The sequence below is a fragment of the Sphingobacterium sp. NPDC055346 genome (assembly GCF_053645235.1).
On the sequence record NZ_JBSHMI010000006.1, the window covers coordinates 230,858 to 251,030 of the forward strand.

The 20,173-nt window shown below is 38.5% G+C and carries 16 protein-coding genes and 1 riboswitch; of the genes, 10 read left to right on the plus strand and 6 right to left on the minus strand.

The window, feature by feature from the left end:
- The first annotated feature begins 63 nt into the window (after positions 1 to 63).
- The 5 genes from ACWICE_RS13910 to ACWICE_RS13930 all read left to right on the plus strand — a co-directional run bounded on the left by ACWICE_RS13910 (position 64) and on the right by ACWICE_RS13930 (position 6,806).
- A complete protein-coding gene (locus ACWICE_RS13910; RefSeq protein WP_454298600.1) occupies positions 64 to 2,664 on the plus strand; it encodes a phosphatidylglycerol lysyltransferase domain-containing protein in 2,601 nt (866 codons plus the stop codon).
- 249 nt (positions 2,665 to 2,913) lie between these two features.
- Positions 2,914 to 4,608: a helix-turn-helix domain-containing protein gene (locus ACWICE_RS13915; protein WP_454298601.1), complete on the plus strand. Its 1,695-nt coding sequence runs from the start codon at positions 2,914 to 2,916 to the stop codon at positions 4,606 to 4,608.
- A gap of 122 nt (positions 4,609 to 4,730) precedes the next feature.
- Positions 4,731 to 5,528: a DUF695 domain-containing protein gene (locus tag ACWICE_RS13920; protein WP_454298602.1), complete on the plus strand. Its 798-nt coding sequence runs from the start codon at positions 4,731 to 4,733 to the stop codon at positions 5,526 to 5,528.
- Between the two features lie 18 nt (positions 5,529 to 5,546).
- Positions 5,547 to 6,227 (plus strand): hypothetical protein, encoded by a 681-nt coding sequence (locus ACWICE_RS13925; RefSeq protein ID WP_454298603.1) that lies wholly within the window; start codon positions 5,547 to 5,549, stop codon positions 6,225 to 6,227.
- Between the two features lie 3 nt (positions 6,228 to 6,230).
- Positions 6,231 to 6,806, plus strand: coding sequence for a hypothetical protein (locus ACWICE_RS13930; RefSeq protein ID WP_454298604.1), 576 nt, complete (start codon positions 6,231 to 6,233; stop codon positions 6,804 to 6,806).
- A gap of 167 nt (positions 6,807 to 6,973) precedes the next feature.
- Here the strand turns inward: ACWICE_RS13930 and idi are convergent, their stop codons facing one another.
- The 3 genes from idi to ACWICE_RS13945 form a co-directional block, all read right to left on the minus strand.
- Positions 6,974 to 7,498, minus strand: coding sequence for an isopentenyl-diphosphate Delta-isomerase (gene idi, locus ACWICE_RS13935; RefSeq protein WP_313261800.1), 525 nt, complete (start codon positions 7,496 to 7,498; stop codon positions 6,974 to 6,976).
- 50 nt (positions 7,499 to 7,548) lie between these two features.
- Positions 7,549 to 8,583, minus strand: coding sequence for a threonine aldolase family protein (locus ACWICE_RS13940; RefSeq protein ID WP_454298605.1), 1,035 nt, complete (start codon positions 8,581 to 8,583; stop codon positions 7,549 to 7,551).
- Positions 8,584 to 8,677: 94 nt separating this feature from the next.
- Entirely contained in the window at positions 8,678 to 9,355 is a 678-nt protein-coding gene (locus ACWICE_RS13945; RefSeq protein ID WP_313261803.1) for a DUF937 domain-containing protein, read from the minus strand.
- Positions 9,356 to 9,421: 66 nt separating this feature from the next.
- Here ACWICE_RS13945 and ACWICE_RS13950 point away from each other — a divergent pair, with 66 nt between their 5' ends.
- Positions 9,422 to 10,519 (plus strand): DUF2891 domain-containing protein, encoded by a 1,098-nt coding sequence (locus ACWICE_RS13950; RefSeq protein WP_454298606.1) that lies wholly within the window; start codon positions 9,422 to 9,424, stop codon positions 10,517 to 10,519.
- 137 nt (positions 10,520 to 10,656) lie between these two features.
- Here the strand turns inward: ACWICE_RS13950 and ACWICE_RS13955 are convergent, their stop codons facing one another.
- Positions 10,657 to 10,920: a 5-oxoprolinase gene (locus ACWICE_RS13955; protein WP_185218377.1), complete on the minus strand. Its 264-nt coding sequence runs from the start codon at positions 10,918 to 10,920 to the stop codon at positions 10,657 to 10,659.
- 61 nt (positions 10,921 to 10,981) lie between these two features.
- Positions 10,982 to 11,076, minus strand: a riboswitch (SAM-I-IV-variant riboswitch).
- Between the two features lie 48 nt (positions 11,077 to 11,124).
- The gene (rpoN, locus tag ACWICE_RS13960; RefSeq protein WP_185213712.1) at positions 11,125 to 12,588 is read right to left on the minus strand and encodes an RNA polymerase factor sigma-54; all 1,464 of its coding nucleotides are present in this window, start codon (positions 12,586 to 12,588) and stop codon (positions 11,125 to 11,127) included.
- 227 nt (positions 12,589 to 12,815) lie between these two features.
- Between rpoN and ACWICE_RS13965 the strand changes: the two genes are divergently transcribed.
- On the plus strand, positions 12,816 to 15,146 hold the full coding sequence (locus ACWICE_RS13965) for a transglycosylase domain-containing protein (protein WP_454298607.1): 2,331 nt from the start codon (positions 12,816 to 12,818) through the stop codon (positions 15,144 to 15,146).
- A gap of 49 nt (positions 15,147 to 15,195) precedes the next feature.
- A complete protein-coding gene (locus ACWICE_RS13970; RefSeq protein WP_254527810.1) occupies positions 15,196 to 18,318 on the plus strand; it encodes a peptidase MA family metallohydrolase in 3,123 nt (1,040 codons plus the stop codon).
- 75 nt (positions 18,319 to 18,393) lie between these two features.
- Here the strand turns inward: ACWICE_RS13970 and ACWICE_RS13975 are convergent, their stop codons facing one another.
- Positions 18,394 to 18,717, minus strand: a complete 324-nt coding sequence (locus ACWICE_RS13975) for a hypothetical protein (protein ID WP_454298608.1) — start codon at positions 18,715 to 18,717, stop codon at positions 18,394 to 18,396.
- A 111-nt stretch (positions 18,718 to 18,828) separates the two neighbouring features.
- Here ACWICE_RS13975 and ACWICE_RS13980 point away from each other — a divergent pair, with 111 nt between their 5' ends.
- Together ACWICE_RS13980 and rimP are read left to right on the plus strand one after the other, a co-directional pair.
- Complete coding sequence (locus ACWICE_RS13980; protein ID WP_185218374.1) at positions 18,829 to 19,602, plus strand: XRE family transcriptional regulator; 774 nt, start codon at positions 18,829 to 18,831, stop codon at positions 19,600 to 19,602.
- 104 nt (positions 19,603 to 19,706) lie between these two features.
- Positions 19,707 to 20,171 carry a ribosome assembly cofactor RimP gene (rimP, locus tag ACWICE_RS13985; protein ID WP_185218373.1) on the plus strand — a complete coding sequence of 155 codons (465 nt, stop codon included), beginning with the start codon at positions 19,707 to 19,709 and terminating at the stop codon, positions 20,169 to 20,171.
- The last annotated feature ends 2 nt before the right edge of the window (positions 20,172 to 20,173 follow it).

Genomic DNA, 20,173 nt, shown 5'->3' on the forward strand with positions numbered 1-20,173 from the left:
TTAACTAATTGTAAACATGAGCTGATTAGATTTATAGAAATTATCGCATTGTTTTTTTATAGTATGCCAAAAAGAATAGTTGTAAACCTTAAAAATATAAGTCCCCTACGATACTGGAAGGAGCTTTTGGGAATTCTCATTATTTTATTGGCCTTCGTTTTCTTTCGGGATCAGCGGAAGGAAATAGAACAGATCATGCCGCTATTACAAAACTGTAATATCTATTGGGTAATAGCTGGTGTTTTACTGACTTTATTTTTTATTCTGATGGAAGGCTATATGTATGTGGCCAGTTTTAGAGCGATGAGCCTCAAGATCAGTATCAAAGTTGCCTTGGAACTTTTCTTGAAAAGGAATCTTTTGAGTGTTTTTTTGCCAGCCGGAGGAATCTCTTCCTTGGCTTATAATACCACTCAATTGAGAAGGATGAACCTCAATAAGACCCAAATCCACCAGACCAGCATCCTTTATGGATATCTTGCCTTGTTTTCGGTCTTTTTACTTGCCATTCCAATTTTGTTATATAGCCTATGGAAGAGTGATCAGGTCGGCAATTTGCTGGTCCCCTTCCTCATATTGGCTTTAATTTTAGCTGTTTCATTTTATGTTTTTTATTGTATTAGGTATAGAACGAGGCTTTATCAACTTTTAGAAAGAAGGTTTCCGAATACCGTTATTCAGATTTCAAATCTGTTTTCAAGTGAAGTGGACAAAAGGTACCTGCTTTTATCCTTGTTCTTTTCTGTTCTGGTCGAATTTTGTGGGATCTTCCATATTTTGATAGCCATGAAAGCTTTAGGCCTGCCACTTTCTTTTGAAGCGGCAATTTTAGGTTATATCATTTCAACTTTATTGATGATTGTATCGCCATTTTTGCGAGGATTAGGAGCTGTTGAGCTATCCATGTTTTTAATTTTTAAGAAATTTGGATATAGCCAAGAAGCAGGTCTCGGAATTACCCTTCTGTATAGGGTGTTTGAGTTTTGGTTGCCGCTCTTATTTGGATTTATTTCCTTTTCCATGAAAGGGGCACAATTGATTACCCGAATTGGTCCTTCAGTGATGATTTTCTTGTTGGGGATTCTCAATATCATATCGGTCTTATTACCTCCAATTGCTGATAGGTTACATTTAGAAAAGTTTTACTTTCCTGCAGAGACCTTGTCAATTTCTAAACTTCTCGTTTTAATTATTGGAATTGGCCTATTGGTGAGTTCCACCTATTTGTTAAAGGGTTATAGGACGGCGTATTGGTTTGCTAGTATATTCTGTATTTTATCGTTGTTTGGTCACTTGATGAAGGGCATTGACTATGAGGAGTCCATTGTTGCGGCCATTACATTGCTCTTTTTGATCTATAATCGAAAAGAATACCGCATTCAGGCCAATATCTATTGGGTCCGGATCGGGATATTATCCTTTCTGGTTTCATTTCTGGCGGTTCTGTTTTTTGAAACCATTAGCTTTTATATTATTGATAAAAGACATTTTGGGATAGACTTTAGCTGGAAGGAATCTTTTTTATATGCCTTGAATGGTTTTTTATTGTTTTCCGATGCTGGCTTGGAACCAAAGACAAATTTTGGCCGGGAGTTTCTCCATATCATCCATGTTCTGGGTTTTGCATGTTGGATCTTGTTTTTCTATACGATCCTCCAATCGAAGAAGTATATAGCAAAGGACCATGGTCAGGATGAGAAAGCGATGGCTAAAATGCTTTTGGATAAGTTTGGTAATTCATCCTTGGATTATTTTAAGATCTCCAAGGAAAAGGAGCTTTATTTTTCGGATTTGGCTTTGGGTTTTGTTTCCTATCGGGTTGCCAATAAATATGCTGTAGTATTGGACGAGCCAGTCTGCCATTGGACAGATAAGGTAAATATCATCCAGGAATTTGATCAGTACTGCCGTAAGCAGGGGCTAAAGAGCATTTACTTTAGGGTTTCAGAAGATAATTTGTTCAATTTCCAGTATCTGCGAAAGAAGAAATTGCTTATTGGAATTGAAGGGATCATAGATGTATCTCAATTTAATTTAAATGGGAAATCAAGGAAGTCCCTTCGAAACGGGTTGAACTTTTTGGAGAAGAATGGCTACCATGCATTGATCCATCATGCGCCACACAGCGAGAAGTTTATCACTGAATTAAGATCGGTATCAGATGAATGGTTATTAGGAAATAATCGGAGCGAGGTGATCTTTTCGCAAGGGCAGTTTGACAATGAGATCTTACGTTCATTAGATATGATCTGCATTCATGATAAAGATGGAAATGTAGTTTCCTTTTTAAACATCGTTCCAGATTATGCAATGGATGAATGCACTTATGACCTGTTTCGGAAAAAAATGGATGCTCCAAGTGCCTGTATGGACGGATTGATCGTTAAGCTTATTGAATATGCCAAGTCACAGGATTATCGATATATTAATTTGGGAATGGTGCCTTTGGTAGGGATTGAAGAGCCAGATACTGCTGCAGAGCATATCATGCATTTCGTTTCGAATACTTTTCCACGATACCGTAAATACAAGAATCAAAAGGACTTTAAGGATAAATATTCCAATAAATGGGAGAAAAGATACCTTCTTTTTGACCATGACTTTGATCTATTGCAATTACCGGCAGTCATGAAGAAAGTAATGAGCATAAAGCAATGTTCCTGATCAGTGTAAAAATGGAATTTTAATTAAATGTCCAAACATCTAATTAAAATTTTAAAAATAGCATCTATTTGATGGTATGCTACGTCATAATTGGTAAAAAAAATTATATTTACGTAAATGCCCGAATAGTTACCATTGTTCTTCGTAAATAAATTAATTCAAGGCATCTATATCTATGATTATTTAACTGAGGTTCAGTGCATGAGAAAGAAAATTTCAATATTTTATTGGATTGTTTTTATAAGCTTAATGTTTCATGGTTTTGTTACAAAAGGTCAGGACAAAACAGATAGTTTGGTTAATTATTCTCATGATGAATTATTGGATAAAGCTTACCTAACCCGTTCCACGGTTTATTTAGAATATTTAGAGAAAAAGAAGTTGACTACCGATCAACAGAAAGAAGTCTACACTTGGTTTTTTTATCTTATGGCCGGGAATGGTGACTTGGATGGTACCTTAAAATATCTAAATAAGCTTGATTCCATTTCTGTTGCAACAAAAGATCCGGTGAATCAATTTGTTGCAAAAATGGGGATTGCCGAGGTGTATTATAAGAAGTCTGATTATGCAAAAAGTAAAGAAGCATTTTTGCAGGCCCAAAAATTCATAGATGATTATCCTCCTGGCATCGAACGTGTACTGGCCAATGCGGAATACAATTACTTCTACTATCTGAGTGGGAACTTTGATGTATATAACCATGAATTGGAAAAACTGATAGGGGAACTTCAAAAGTTGAAAAGTGACCGTTTGCCCGAAGAGGAAAAAAGCTTTCATTTAAATGCAATCGCAACTCTTTCCGTGAACCTAGCATGTGGCTATATCCTGAAAGAAGATTTCAGTAATGCTGAAAAGAACCTGAAGTTGGTAGAAGATATCTATTCTGAAAACTTTAAGGGAGATACCACCACTACCTTTGTCCATGAGATCTTGGTAAAAGGTAAATACCATTTTTTTAAAAAGGAATTTGATCAGGCCATTCCATTTTTTAAAGAAGTGATAGATATCAATGAACGAAAGGATTTCAAGGAATATGCCTACATGGCGAAAGTCTTTCTGGGCATGATCTATTATCAATTGGAAGATTATCAAACTTCTCTTAATTACTTGGAAGATGCCATCCAGAACCACATGCTTGTCGCTGATTACATCAAATATGAAATGGAATCCTATAGATATGCCTATTTGGCGAGCAAACAGCTGGGGGATACAGAGAAATCGCTGATGTATTCAGGCCTGTTTATGGAGCAAGATCAAGCGCTAAATGATAATAAAAGGTCCAATTTCATCAATACATTTATCAATAATCTGGAGGTTGGCAAATTGCAGAAAGATATATCTGCAAAAGACAGCACCAATTTTATGTTGAGGTATATCCTTTTTGGATTAGCTGTTCTGATTGCAGGTTTGGCCATTATCTTGGTTTACCAAATGAAGGAAAACAAGAAGAACAAACAAAAGATTTCTGATTACCTGGAACAGCTAAATAAAGATAAAAAGAATAAGGATGAGGTTGCCAACCGAAAAAAGGAAACCGTTGATCAAGAGCCAAATGCTAGCTCCCAGACCAAGGAGATGGATGAAAAAACTAGCAGAATATTGGACAAGCTAGAGGATTTTGAGGAAGGAGAACTATTTGTTGACAGCAAAATGAGTTTGGCGTTTTTAGCGAGTTATCTAGAAACAAATACCATCACCCTTTCTAAAATAATCAATACCTATAAAGAAATGAATTTCAATGATTATATCAACGGTCTGAGGATCCGATATATAATTGAAAGAATCAAGAACGAACCAAAATTTGAGCAGTACAAGATTTCATATTTGGCAGAGGTCAGTGGATTCTCATCCCATAGTATATTCAGTAAAGCGTTTAAAAAAAGTACTGGAGTTACTCCATCCCAATTTTTGGACTATCTGAAAGAAGAAACCAATAAATAGCGTTTTTCAATAGTTTCTATCTGTTTCATTTATATAAATTCGACAACCCTTCACTCGGACAAGTAAAAACAGGAGCTTACTTTTGGGTAATTCACCATGGATTGATTTATCTAAAGGAAAGCATGTTCAAATCATTATTCAGGAAAAAGATTCAGGTACCTAGTCATGATGAAAATTGGCAGGTTTATTTTTCTAGGATCAATAACCAGGTTACCTCTGTCATCGTAGATATCAATGTAGCTGAAATTGCCCCTATAAATTCCTTGTCGGAAGTTTTTTATCTGATTATCCCATTTGACTATGCCAATGAGGAAGGCTTGCCTACCATAGAAAGTTATAAGCTAATCAATGAAGTCGAAGATAAGATTTCGGATTTGATCGTTCGTTATGGAGAGAATATGTTGCATGTCTCAACCTTGACCATGAATTCAGAACGATTACAGATGTATTATTGTCATAAGGTAGAAAATAGCAAAGCCTTTCTTTCACAATTAGACAAGGATTTTGGTGAAAAATTAACCTATCAAATTGACCATAGACATGATCCCAATTGGAGTGATTATTTCAATTTGGCTTATCCATTGCCATTCCAGATGGAAATGATCAAGAACAGAATTGTGCTGAGGCAGTTGACCGAAGCAGGGGATGACCTTAAAGAGTCCAGGAATGTCCATCATTACCTAGCTTTCAGGGAAGAAAAGGATATGGATGAGTTTCTCCAATTTGCGGAAAGCGAACGCTTTGTTCTCTTTTTGAAAGAAAAACGGGATGAATTATGGAAATTAGGGATATCCAGGCAAGACTATCTAAACTATGAACAGATTGACGAATTATGTCTTCCGATATGGGAAAAAGCTAAATCCTTCAATGGAATCTATAGTGGCTGGGAATCAGAGGTAATCAGAACAAAAAATCAATAAGAACTAGACGCAACATATATGTTTATTTATTTTAAGAAAATTGAAGAGGCGAGTTTTTCAGCGGATCATTTGCAAAATCCTGTGAATCCGGGAAATCAAATGATTTTGGTATTTTATAGATCATATTTTTCTACCGCATTCTATACTGGTTATTCCAAGAATGCCGCTCCTAGTTATTATGATCGTGTAACCGATAAGTTTATCCCAAAGCGGAAATGGTCCGATGGGATGAAAAGCTATGTAAAGGAATGTGAACCACATATACGTCAGGCCCCCTTCCGACTGAAGCCAACAATTTTTGGTTATATCTTTATATTAGCTTTTATTGGATTTTTTGCTTATTTAGTATATGATACGGTGAAGCCGAATCCATACCAGCAAGATCGAGTTTCCAAGTTATCTGAAGCTATGCATGGCGGAGATTTGTATTTTGGCAGGTTTACGGAAAAGGACCCGGGTACAGGCGCTCCCAAAAGTTCGGGTTTTAGTTGGTTTAAGATAATGGATGCAGGTGAAGGAAGCTTGTTGATAGCTAAAGGAAGGGAAAAAAGTACTACTGCTAAAACTTCTATGGAAATGAATAGTACGGATTTTGACACGGAGACTGTGCCAATGAAATTAATAGGACAGGAAAGCTATCAAATCGACTTGGTTTCTGAAGACGGTAGTTTAGAAGTTAGTTTGACCGAGAAAAAATAATATATGGGAATAAAAGAGGGTATAACTGCAAAAAAGGTGATCAAGATATTTATTATTTGCATTATTGTTGGCTTCTTTCTGTTTGTACTTGCTATAATTCAGACCGTTAAGACCAAGTCTACCAACATCAGTAAAAAAGCACCATATAAGGAGGTTTTGGGCAAGGAATTGGTAACAAATAGACCAGTGCGATTGTTTATGGAGCAAACCCCTACAAAAAAGGGTTATCCTTATGCGATGTCTGATACCAATCAAACTTCTTGGAAGTCCTATACAGCTATGTTGCAAGCCGAGGAACCTGTCATCAAACTGAGCGATTCGGTTGAGGCCAATGCCAAGTTAGTTTTTGATAAAGCTGTCATGTATACCAATGGGGTTTCTGGTTCATCTTATCCCAGACTGTTTGGGACCTTGACGAGTTCAGATGGAAAAACCTATAAGGTTGAATTTCGTTGGGGTGAATATGATTTCAATTATCCCTGGAAAGTCAGTCAAAAAGGCTATTTATTTGAATTGGCTCCTTGGCAAAATGAAAAAGATACAGCCCACTATTATTTGCCAAATGCAGAATGGTGGTAGGTTAGGAGATTTAAGACATAAGACACAAGAGCTTTAGTAATCTAATGCCTTTTATCCAAAAGGCTGATTAGATGAATTAAAGAGAATCGAACAGAATCTTGCTATTATTCAGAGTTGGAAGTGAGAAAATAGAAGGTTTACACTTCTGAGGTCTTATGTCTATGGTCTTATTTCTCTAATAAATGTTTAATCTTAGGGAATATCAGTTTAAACCAGAAGGTATAGTCTTGAGGGTTTTCCTTGAGGTCATTTTCGATTTTAGCAACACTGCTATATTTTAGAGCTTGAACTTCATCTGGATTTGGGTTTGGGATATCCTCATTGAAATTACCGATGAAGATATGGTCAAATTCATTTTCCCAAAGGCCATTTTCTAGGTGTTCTTCATAGCTCAGCTGGAAAACCTCTTTGATGTCTATGTGGATTCCCAGTTCTTCAAAAGTTCGTCTCTTGGCAGCTCCTATTGTTGTCTCATTAGGTCGAGGATGTCCGCAGCAGCTGTTGGTCCATAGTCCGGGGCTGTGGTATTTTGAATCCGCACGTTGTTGTAATATCAGATTACCTTGATCGTCCAAAAGGAATACAGAGAAAGCACGGTGTTTTCGGTTTTGAAGGTGAGCCTCTTGTTTTTCCATTTGGCCAATTTCATTGTCCTGTTGATCTACCAATATCACAAATTCTTCTACAGTCATAGTCTAGATTTAGGGTATTCTCCTAAAATAAGGAATTATGGCTATTTAACCTAAAAAGCCTGAGGAAGATCTGCGATAAACTGATCTATGGCTGATTCAGCTGTTGCCCAGGAGGTCACTATCCGTACCACGGCCTTATCACCATCTAACTTCTGCCAAACATAGAATTCATATTTTTTATGGAGTTCTTTTATGGCGGAATATGGAAGGATAGGGAAGATTTGGTTGCTAACGGGTTTGCTAGAGAATTCAAAGCCTCTGGATTGGAATGCATCAGCTATTTTAGCGGCCATTTGGTTGGCATGTTTTCCTAGGTCAAAAAACAGATTGTCATCAAATAGAGCGTAGAATTGTGCCCCTAAGATTCGACCTTTAGCCATTAGAGCTCCTTTTTGCTTGATATAGTAATCGAAACCATGAGCGAGTTCTTTGTTTTTGAATACAATGGCTTCACCTAATAATCCGGCATTTTTTGTAGCCCCGATGTAGAATACATCTGCAAGAATTGCTAAATCTTCGATGTTCAGGTCAGCATAGCCTGAGGTCAGTGCAGTAGCCAGCCTAGCACCGTCTACAAATAATATCAATCCATTGGATTTACAGAATGAGGAGATTTCTTCCAATTCTGCTTTGCTGTAGATGCTTCCGATTTCTGTGCACTGCGAAATATAGACCATAGCAGGTTTGACCATATGGTTGTCGGTATGGTAATCTAGGGCAGCTTGTATTCCCTGAATGGAAATTTTACCATCTTTGTTGGGGATACAATTGATTTTGTGTCCAGTATTTTCAATGGCACCAGTTTCATGGACCTCAATATGTCCGGTATCGGCAGCAATCACGGATTCGTATGGTTTAAGGAGATGGCTAATGACCAGCATGTTTGCTTGGGTACCTCCAGAAACAAAATAGATCTCAGCATCTGGATTGTTGATTCTTTTTTTGATGAAAGATTTTGCTTTTAGGCTGAGGTTATCTTCCCCATAACCGGCTTCCTGATCAAGATTGGTTTGGGATAGAAGGTTTAATATATTGGGGTGAGCACCCTCACTATAATCGTTTTTGAAGCTTATTTTAGATTGCATGTGTAAATATAATCGTTTTCGCAATCGGATGGAATAAAATAGAAAAAGGATTGATCAAATTGACCAATCCCTTTGTGGTTGTATAATTATTCGTTTATTTTCCAAACATTCCAGCAAGGCTATCCAAGATGTTGCCTTTAGCACTATTGTCGTTTTTCTGGTCGAAAAACTGTCCAACTAAATCACCTAAACCACCTGCAATATTAGGTTGTGATGAGCTAGCAGTGCTAGAACCACCGCCTCCTAATACGCTTCCGATCAAATCACCGATTCCCCCTCCTGAAGCACCGGCATTTGACGAGCCACCTCCAAGGATGCTTCCTAAAAGGTCTCCAATCCCTCCGCCGCCAGTTCCAGCGTCAGCTTGTTTCTTTTTACCTAGATAACCCATTACCAAAGGAGCCAATAGCGCTAAAATACCACCGATTTTCCCCATGCTAATTCCTGATTTTTCAGAAAGGGATTGTTTTACCGTATCGGTGTTGCGACCAAAGATGTGATTTACAATTTTATCTTCATCTTCTGTTGGTCCTTGATTAAATAATCCTGCTAGGTTATCGAATATCCCCCCAGAGTGGTTATCCAATGCTTTTTGTATGCCTTGAGCTTGTTCAGGGCCTTTTTGCGCATTGTAATTCAAGGCAGACATCATCAATGGGATAGCTGCAGAAACAACCCATTGGGTTTGGTTTTTATCAAGTCCTAATTTTTCTGATATTCCTTCAGTAGCTTGTGAACCAATGCTTCCTGAAATTAAGTCACTAATGTTCATATTGTAGATTGTTATTGTTTATAAATGTTATTTTTATAACTCAAATATATTGCCAATTTTACTAGTATGAAAAAAATATGTTCAAACATCTTTGCACTTACGGTTCTTTTGTTCTGTGGTTGCAATAATCCATCGAAAAATGAAGAAGGTGTGCAAGTCGAAGACGTGAAATTATCACTTGAATTAGCACAGCAAATTTATGCCATGCCGACCCATTGTATTGAGGTGGAGTATCCCAATAAGTTAGGCCAAGTCTTGGGGTCAGGAGCTGATCTTAAATCGCCCAAATCCCTTCGGCCTGTCTTTTATGGATGTTTTGACTGGCATTCCTCTGTTCATGGTTATTGGTCAGTAATAAAATTGCTGAAGGCATTTCCTGAACTAGATAAAGAAGGGAATATGAGGAAAGTGTTGAATAGCCATATTACGCCTGAGAATGTGCAAACTGAAATTGCTTTTTTCAATGACAAGAACAATTTAGGGTTTGAAAGGACTTATGGTTGGGCTTGGCTGTTCAAGTTGCAAGAAGAACTGGCAAATTGGGAAGATGAGGATGGGCAGCGCTGGAAAGTGGCTTTACAGCCATTAGTGGATCTGTTGGTCAAGCGATATATCGAATATCTCCCAAAATTGGTATACCCAATTAGGGCGGGACAACATGATAATTCAGCCTTTAGTTTATCGCTTTCTTTGGATTATGCCAATTCCGTAGGGGATGAGGCCTTTAAGAAATCCATTCAAGAAAACTCATTGCGTTTGTTCCAAAACGATAAGAATTGTGATCTGGCCTATGAACCGAGTGGATATGATTTTCTTTCCCCATGTTTAGAAGAAGCTTATTTGATGAGTAAATTGATGGAAAAGAATGAGTATTTAACGTGGTTGAAAGGATTTATGCCAGGATTGTTTGACCCTTCCTTCGAATTGAAACCCGCAATAGTTAAGGATAGGACGGACGGTAAATTGGTTCATTTGGATGGTTTGAATTATAGCCGAGCAGCATGTCTTTCCGGCATCAGTAAAATCGATGGAAGTTTGAAGCATTTAAAAGGCAATGCTATAGAACATTTTAACTTCTCCATAGCTAACTTAAGTGCTGAAGACGACTATATGGGAAGCCATTGGTTAGGGACTTTCGCGCTGTACGCGATAGGGAGGTTTTAGGGATAGTACTGAGATGGGAGATATGAGTATTGGGATATTAACCGTACTGACTCATTTTTAAAGTATTGAGATGTGAGATATAAAGGTATTAACCTTTATATCTCACATCTCAGATCTCAGATCTCAAATCTCCTAACTTAACATAAAGGAATTAATTTATTTTCAGATAGTTTCACTGGGACACTTTGGATCTGGGTAAAGCCGTCTTCCGTACTGATGATGGCTGACAGATCGATTCCGCGATTGGACAGTGCGGAAATCAAAGCAGTCCTAAAAGCTGTTTTGTTTGCTCCCCAATTGGATTTTACCAAATCATTGTTCAATACAACTAATTCGTTGGTGGAATAGTGGTGGAATTTCTCCACTAGGTGCTGGTGTAAGGGTTTTGTTGTGTTCGACATACAATTAATGTTTAAAGGGTTTAACCATAATTGCATTCAGAGGCGTCTTAAAAGACTTTGCAATATTCGTTTATTTTGGCTTGTTGCCCGTATCGATTTACCACCGCGGTGTCTGTCACTCGGTTGGTATTGCATCTGCAATTCTGAATACTCTACAAACTTAGTAGATTATATTTTAATATGCAAGTGTCAAATAAAAATTTTCTATAATTCTTTTCTCAGGCGGGCAACAGGGATATTCATTGCCTCGCGATATTTTGCAACTGTCCTACGGGCAATGGAATAGCCTTTTTCTTTTAAAATCTCTGTTAGTTTCTCATCTGCCAGAGGTTTTCTCTTATCCTCATTGGCGATGCATTCTTCCAAGATTTTCTTGACTTCCTTGTTGGAAACCTCTTCACCGGACTCAGTCTGAATGGCTTCAGAGAAGAAAGATTTTAAAAGGAAAGTGCCAAATTCGGTTTGGACATACTTGGAATTCGCAACACGGGAAACCGTTGAAATGTCCATTTCGATCTTGTCGGCAATATCCTTCAAGATCATAGGTTTCAGCATTCTGTCATCACCTGTTAAGAAATAGTCATATTGATATTCCATAATGGCATTCATAGTTTTCAACAAAGTCTGCTGTCTTTGTTTGATGGCGTCGATAAACCATTTTGCAGAGTCCAGTTTCTGTTTAACAAACTGAACGGCCTCACGCATTTTCTTGTCGTTCTTTTCGGCTTTTTCGTAATGTTCAAACATTTCCTGGTAGGAGCGGGACACACGAAGCTCTGGTGCGTTCCTGCCATTTAAGGTCAGGTGCAGGACACCGTCGTTGTTGGAGATATGGAAATCTGGAATAATCTGCAATTGCTTACCAGCAACAGCTCCTGAATCGCCTGGTTTAGGATTCAGTTTTAAGATTTCGTTTACAATTTCTTTAAGCTCTTCGGAGTTTACTCCCAATTGCTTTTCGATTTTATCGTAATGTTTTTTGGTGAATTCATCCAAGTAGTTCTCTACAACCAATTGGGCCTGTTGAATTATTGGATTATTTTGATCTTTCTTACGAAGTTGTATGCTCAAGCATTCCTGAAGATTTCTGGCGCCAATTCCCGCTGGGTCAAAGGTTTGAACAATTTTCAGCATCTCTTCAACCTCATCTTCTTCAACGATGACATTTTGGGAAAAGGCTAGGTCGTCGATCAGAGAAAGGATAGGTCGGCGCAGATAACCATCATCATCCAAGGAACCGATGATTTGTTGGCCTAGTACATAATCTTTATCAGAAAGGGCAAGTAAGTCAAGCTGATTTTGAAGATTTTCAAAGAAGGAGTCTTGGACTGCGATAGGGATTTCTTTTTTACCATCCTCATCATCATGGTCATAACCTCCACCGTAATCTTTATAGTCGTCTTCCTGGATATATTCATCTACGCTGAATTCGTCATCATAGCTATTGTCTTCCATGTTGAAGTCGTCATCCGGATCTTTGTCTGGGTATTCTTCGACAGGGTCGTTCATGTTGGTCAAACTACCATCTTCCAAGGCTGGATTCTCTTCAAGTTCTTCTTTGATACGGGCATCTAATGATACAGTAGGTACCTGAAGCAATTTTATGAATTGAATTTGTTGCGGTGAAAGTTTCTGTAATAATTTTTGTTGTAGTGTTTGCTTTAACATGTCCCCGATAAATAAGTCAGGTAAAAATAGGGAATAATATTCAATAAGATAAAATTGTTGTAAACAAAAGAGAATTTAGGAACAGTTTTTGCTATTATAAGTCTCGGAAAAACAGCCTAGTTAAAAACCAAAAATTTCATTTGTTAAATTTCGTTAATTTTCATTTCAAGGTTCATTTTTGGGCGAATTGATATGATTTTTTCCAAAGTTTTGTTCATATTTACCGTATGTTTAGACGAGTCCGGAACAAATTTTTGCGTATCGCACTGATTGTTATTTACTTTATTATCTTATTTACTTGCGCGGTACAAATTAACTTCCTAGGCTTGTTCGGATCATCGCCTACTAAGAAAGAAATATTGTTGCCTGAACTGAATGTTTCTTCCGAACTTTTTACCGCCGACTCTGTTTTAATCGGTCGCTATTACAAGCAAGATCGTGATCCTGTCCCTTATGATAGTATTTCTCCAAATATCGTTAATGCCCTAATTGCTACTGAAGATGTTCGTTTTAGAAAGCATCATGGGGTGGATTTTATTGGGTTGTTTGGCGGAGTGTTTTCAACTTTAAGTGGAAGTGATCGAGGTGCAAGTACTATTACCCAGCAACTTGCAAAGAATTTATATAGAACTCGCTACAAGGATGCTCAAGGACTGTTAGGGAAGATCCCTGGCGTTGGTCTGTTGGTCACAAAGTACAAGGAATGGATGACTGCCTTCAAATTGGAGAGCAAATACAGCAAAGAAGAAATCTTGACGATGTACCTGAATACCGTTTCGTTTAGCAATAATGCCTACGGTATTAAGTCGGCATCTGTAAGGTATTTTGATAAGCTGCCAAGTGAAGTTACCGTCAATGAAGCTGCTGTTTTGGTCGGTATGTTGAAGGGTACTACCTATTATAATCCAATCAGAAATCCTAAGAACGCTCTGCAACGTAGAAACGTCGTTCTAAACCAAATGGAAAAAGAAGGTTATCTGAAAAAGGATGAAGTAGCAACCCTGAGTAAAGATTCCTTGGGCTTGAACCTGAATAATCAGGAAGTTCGCAATTCCAACGATTCCTACCTTCGTACGGCAGTCGAAAAATGGTTGGAAGAATGGGGTGAAGAAAACGAAATTGATATCTATACCAGTGGTCTGAAAATATATACAACTATTGATTCCAGGATGCAGAAAATTGCTGAAACTGTTGTTTCAACCAAGATGAAGGAATTGCAACAGCGTCTGGACAATGTTTGGGGAAATGATCTGCCATGGAGAGATAAAGAAGGTAATGTGATCCCTAATTTTTTGGAAGACCATGCGAAAAAACTTCCGGCTTATGCATCATTGATGAAAAAATACAATGATGAAGCCAAGGTTTTTGAGGAGTTGAACCAGAAAAAATCCATGGAGGTCTTTACCTGGGATGGAATGGAGAAAGTGGATTATTCGACCATGGATTCGCTGAAACATTACCTGACCATGTTGAATACAGGAATGATGGTCATGGACCCATACAATGGAAATATTAAAGTTTGGGTTGGTGGTATCAATCACAACTATTACAAATTTGACCATGTAAACCAAGCGAAAAGACAGGCTGGATCTACCTTTAAGCCTTTTGCTTATGCAGCAGCTTTGGAGTCTGGTATGGCACCATGTGATAAATTCACCGATAAGCCAGTAAAAATTGAATTCATAAACAATAAAGGGGAACATGAGATCTGGGAGCCAAAAAATGCGGATTGGTCATTTTCTCACAGTGACTTGTCGCTAAGACATGCCATGGCTCGTTCATTAAATACGGTTACTGCACAGATCACGGAGAAAGTAGGTTGGGATAAAGTTGTGGAGATGGCTCATAAATGTGGTATTGATAGTAAATTGGAGTCGGTGCCATCAGTTGGATTGGGTTCGAATGATGTTTCCGTTTTTGAAATGGTCAGGGGTTATAGCACCTTCATGAATGAAGGAAAGCGTACGGAGCCGGTATTGGTTTCAAGGATTGAAGATAAGGATGGAAAGGTATTGGCTGAATTCAAAACCACTACGAAGGAGGCAATTACTGCTGAAAATGCTTGGTTAATGGGCTATATGCTTAGGGGTACCATCGAAGAGTCGGGGGGCACATCCCAAGCTTTATGGGAATGGGACCTTTTTCAGGATGAGAATCAAATCGGTGGTAAAACAGGTACCTCTTCAGATTATGTTGACGGTTGGTACATGGGGGTAACGAAAGATTTGGTTGCTGGAGTTTGGGTAGGTTGTGATGAACAAAGCATACATTTTAAGAGTTCTGCAACTGGAGAAGGGTCTAAGACTGCATTACCGATCTATGCCCTGTTTATGGAAGAGCTTTATAAACATCCTGAATTAGGGGTGACCTTTGGGAAATTTCCGGAATCAACAGTTGAAATTACCAAGAAATACAACTGTCCAGGACCTAGAGTGCGTGTTCGTCAGGATAGTAGCAGTACCGAGGGCTTGAATCCTGATGCTGAGATTCCTAATATTGTTCTACCTGATTTACTTAATCAAAATAACACGGAAGAGCAACAGGAGGAGACGAATTAATCGACTGAAGTGAATTGATTTTATTATTTTTATTGACTAATAATCAGTTATGAAATTTAACCATATGCTATTTGCGAGAATTTTATGCATTAATCTTGTTTTGGCAGTATGTATGGCCTTGATGCCAGGACAAGCTAGTGCCCAATATTTCGGGCAGAATAAGATGAGGTATAAGAAGCTTGATTTCAAAGTTTATGATACCCCACATTTCAATATTTATTATTATTTGCAAAATGATTCCATGATGAATTGGCTTGCAAAGGAATCTGAGGTGTGGTATGAATTGCATCAACAGGTCTTTCAAGATACCTTTTCGAGAAAAAACCCAATTATCCTATATAATAACCATCCTGAATTCCAGCAAACAACCGCCATATCGGGAGAGATCAGTGTAGGTACGGGTGGTGTTACGGAAGCTTTTAAACAGCGTGTCGTGATGCCGATCATGCAGATCAACCAACAGACTAGGCATGTATTGGGGCACGAATTGGTCCATGCATTCCAGTATAGGGTGTTGATCGAAGGTGGGGATTCAACGCGATTGGAGAATATTGCAAACCTGCCGTTGTGGATGGTAGAAGGGATGGCTGAGTACTTTTCCATTGGAAAGAAAGATGCTTTTACATCCATGTGGATGCGCGATTCGTATGCTAGAAATGACCTGCCTAGCTTGAGGCAGATGACAGAACAGTCAAGCAAGTATTTCCCTTATCGGTATGGCCAAGCTTTCTGGTCGTATTTAGGGTCCACTTATGGAGATACCGTAATTATGCCTCTATTTATTGAGACTGCAAAATACGGATATGAGAACGCAATAAAACGTGTTTTTGGCTATGATGCCCAGACCATGTCTACCTTGTGGAAGAACAGTATGGAGAACTCCTATAGAAATATAGGTAAGGATACGACTTCTAATCCGATTGGTAAGTTATTGCTATCTACCAAGAATGCAGGAAGGATGAATGTGTCTCCTGCAATATCTCCTGATGGTAAATATGTGGTTTTCCTGTCAGAGATGGATATGTTCAGTATCGACCTGTTCCTGGCCGATGCCGAAACGGGTAATATTGTAAGGAAGCTGGGGAGCCGACTCACCAATAAGGATATCGATGAATTTAGTTTTATAGAATCTGCCGGTACATTTTCTCCAGATAGCAAGAAGTTTGCTTTCTCTGTCTTCAGTGAGGGAAAGAATAAGTTGATGATCGTGGATATTGGTACGGGTAGGACTTTGACGGTGCAGGCAATGGGTGACATTACAGAGTTTACCAATATTACTTGGGCGCCAAATGGAAGTTTGGTGGCTTTCTCCGGTTTGAAGAATGGAAGAAGTGATATCTATACCTATGATCTGGAGTCAAAAGACCTAAAGCAGTTAACTGACGATAAATATTCAGATTTCCAACCTAGTTTTTCAAGGGATGGAAAGTATATCGTATTCAGTACGGACAGGATGTCCTTAGAATCCTCTAGTAGAAGCGTTGATATTCCAATGGGATTGGCTGTTGTCGATGTCAATACGAAAGAAATAAAAAATATCCCTGTTTTTCCAGGGGCAAATAATCTAAACCCTCATTTTTCATCTTCAGGAAAAGAGATCTATTTCTTATCAAATAGTGATGGGTTTAGAAATATGTACCGTATCGTGATAGACGGTGGTCATGTGGAGAGAATGACTGATTTCTTTACGGGGATCAGTGGAATTACGGAATACTCACCAGCAATGAGCGTTTCTGCCAATGATGACATCATCTATTCTTATTTCAAGAATAATTCCTTCTCGATTTATAAAGCGAAAAGTTCTGAGTTTGAAACCAAATCCGTTGATCCGGGTGTCGTGAACCTTGAGGCAGCCATGTTGCCACCAGTTCAGAGTAGAGGGGTTGATGTGGTGAATACCAACCTTTATAACTTCAATGCTTATGGAAGGATCTCAAATTCGCAAATTCAGAACATCCCATATAAACCAAAATTCAAATTGGATTACTTGGCGAATAGTGGAGTCGGGATGTCTGTGGGTTCTAGGTACGGAGCAGGAATAAACTCTGGTATCCAAGGGATGTTTTCAGATATCTTAGGTTACAACCAGATTTTTGCAGCCTTGAACATCAATGGTGAAATCTATGATTTTGGTGGGCAGGTAGCTTATATCAATCAGAGAAGCCGTTGGAATTGGGGTGGATCTTTATCGCATATTCCATACCGCTTTGGCTTCTATAACTTTGATCAAAGGGATTTAGGTAATGGCGTAGAGCCGGTGATCGATCAGTATTTGGTGAGGTCTTTCCAGAGCCAGGCTGATGCATTCGTAGCCTATCCATTTAACAGACACCATCGTTTTGAAACTGGTGGAGCCATTTCTTATAACTCCTACCGTGTTGACCGTTTTACCCAAAGCTATTATAACTATTATGGCAACCGCGAGCGTGTCCCTAATGATGAGGCCGCTAAAGCTTTAGGTGTGTCTAATCTGGATCCTTTTAACCTCATGCAGGTAAACGCAGGTTTTGTCGGTGATAACGCCGTTTTCGGTATTGCAGCTCCTTTGCAAGGCTTCAGATATAGGCTAGGTGCGGAGCAGTATTTCGGTACCTATAGTTTTACTGCACTGAATGTCGATCTGAGAAAATACCAACGGATCAAACCGGTAACAATCGCAGCAAGGGTGTATTCTTATATGCGTATGGGAACCGATGCCGACAGGCTTTACAATATATATATAGGTTATCCTTATATGGTCCGTGGATTTGAGTCCAATTCATTTGGTCCTAACAGTATGATTGGCTACAATGACCTGTCAGGTTCTAAGATGGTCGTTGGAAACTTTGAAGTGAGATTGCCATTTACAGGACCTGAGAAACTGGCCGTAATTCCTTCGGGGTTGCTATTTTCAGACCTGAACTTCTTTATTGATGGCGGTTTGGCTTGGAGCAATAACAGTATCGTGAAATGGAAGAAGACAGATGATGATATCGTTAGTGAAAACATCAATGGACAGACCTATAGCAGTTACGACCCAAGGGTAACCATGCCAGTGTTCAGTGCTGGTATATCACTTCGTGTGAACCTGTTTGGGGCAATGATATTAGAGCCTTATTATGCTATTCAGTTGAATAATCCTACAAGGGAGAAATTTGGAACCTTTGGATTAAACTTTGCGCCGGGTTGGTAGTCTAACTACTTAGAAAAGAGTGAGAGCAGAGTGAGATTAGTGTAGGGAAAGGTTGTTAAGGCCGTTGTTTATAGCTTATGCATAAACAACGGCTTTTTTGTTTGCGCCGAATTTTGATAGATTGGGACATAAGCTAAGCCAATTAGGGTTTGACTTGCGGATCAATCTTTCTTTAACAATCCTTCCCATAGAATTTAGTTCCTGCAATCTTCTGTCGGCTTCAAACAAACTGTTATGGGTTTCCACTAGAACGATACGGTTTAACATGGCAAAGGAAAAAAGTGTAGGCTCCTGTGTGTTCTGGAAATCGTGATATACTGAATTTAAATCTTGGCTAAATCCCGCTTGTAAGAATTTGCGATTAGAATCTGTTGCGATATAAGTATAGTATTTATTCATTTTATTCTTGTTTTAGCTAAATTATTTGGTAATTTGCAATCGTTTTGCTAATTTTATTGGTACAATAATACTAATAAATTTAGTATTCCAAAAATTAATTAAAAAAAATCTATGGCTAATATCTCATCAAATCTTAAATATCTTCGCAAGAAAAAAGGATTAACACAGCAGCAGTTTGCTGATTTAATGGAAATTAAGCGTGCTTCTGTAGGCGCGTATGAAGAGGATAGGGCAGAGCCTAAATATGAGTTGCTAAAAAAGATAGCAGAGTTCTACGATTTGAGTATGGATGAATTGGCCAATGATGAGATTGATGATAAATGGAAGCCTACTCCAAAAAGCAATGCCTCCAACCTGAGGGTACTAAGTGTGACCGTTGATTCCAATGATAGAGAAAATATTGAGTTAGTTCCGGTTAAGGCGAGTGCTGGATATTTGAATGGCTATGCAGATCCTGAATATGTTAGTGAGCTGCCAAAGTTTTCTTTGCCAATGTTTAATCAAGGTACCTATAGGGCTTTTGAGATCAAAGGTGATTCCATGTTGCCGTTAGCTTCGGGATCATTGATCATCGCTGAATATGTAGAGAATTGGCATGATATCAAACCTGGCCAGACTTATGTGATCGTGTCTTCAGACGAGGGGATCGTTTATAAGAGGATTGGTCAGAAGTTTAAAGAAGATAAAGGTCTGAAACTGGTATCAGACAATAAGACCTACGAACCATATTGGGTTTCTGCAAATGAGATATTGGAGGTGTGGAAGGCGAAGGGTTTTGTGAGTACAGAATTGCCTGAGCCTAATCCAGAGCCGACCTTGGAAGCTTTGTCTACCATGATGGCGCAAATGCAGAAAACTATCAATTCAGTAGTCGATAAAAATTAACATCTAATTCATGGTTTGTAAATAAGAAATACATTTTGTACCTTTGTACTATCTGAAAGGAAGGGGGCATGGTATGCCCCCTTTTTTAATTCATTTTTTAAAATATGCAGGTTGAAAATCGAGTAATCGAGTTAGTAGAAGAGAAAATCGCCGACAGACCGGATTTATTTATTGTAAGTGTTCGGTTTTTAAAGAATGGCGTTTTAGAGATTCTTCTGGATGGAGATAATGGGATCGCAATTGAAGATTGTGTTCAAGTGAGTCGCCATGTTGGTTTTCATTTAGAAGAAGAAAACGTAATTGATAAAGCCTATCGCTTGGAGGTTTCTTCTCCAGGAATTGATTCCCCTTTGTTATTGAACAGACAGTACGAGAAGAATATCGGTAGAGATGTTCAGGTTAAGATGCAGGATGGAACGAAAAGAGAAGGGCAGTTATTGGCAATCAATGACGGGTCGATCAGCATAGAAGAGAAAGTAAAAGAAAAAGGAAAGAAAGCTGTATTGCAACAAGCTGAAATTCCCTTAGAACATATAAAGGAAACAAAGGTGTTAATTTCATTTAAATAAGA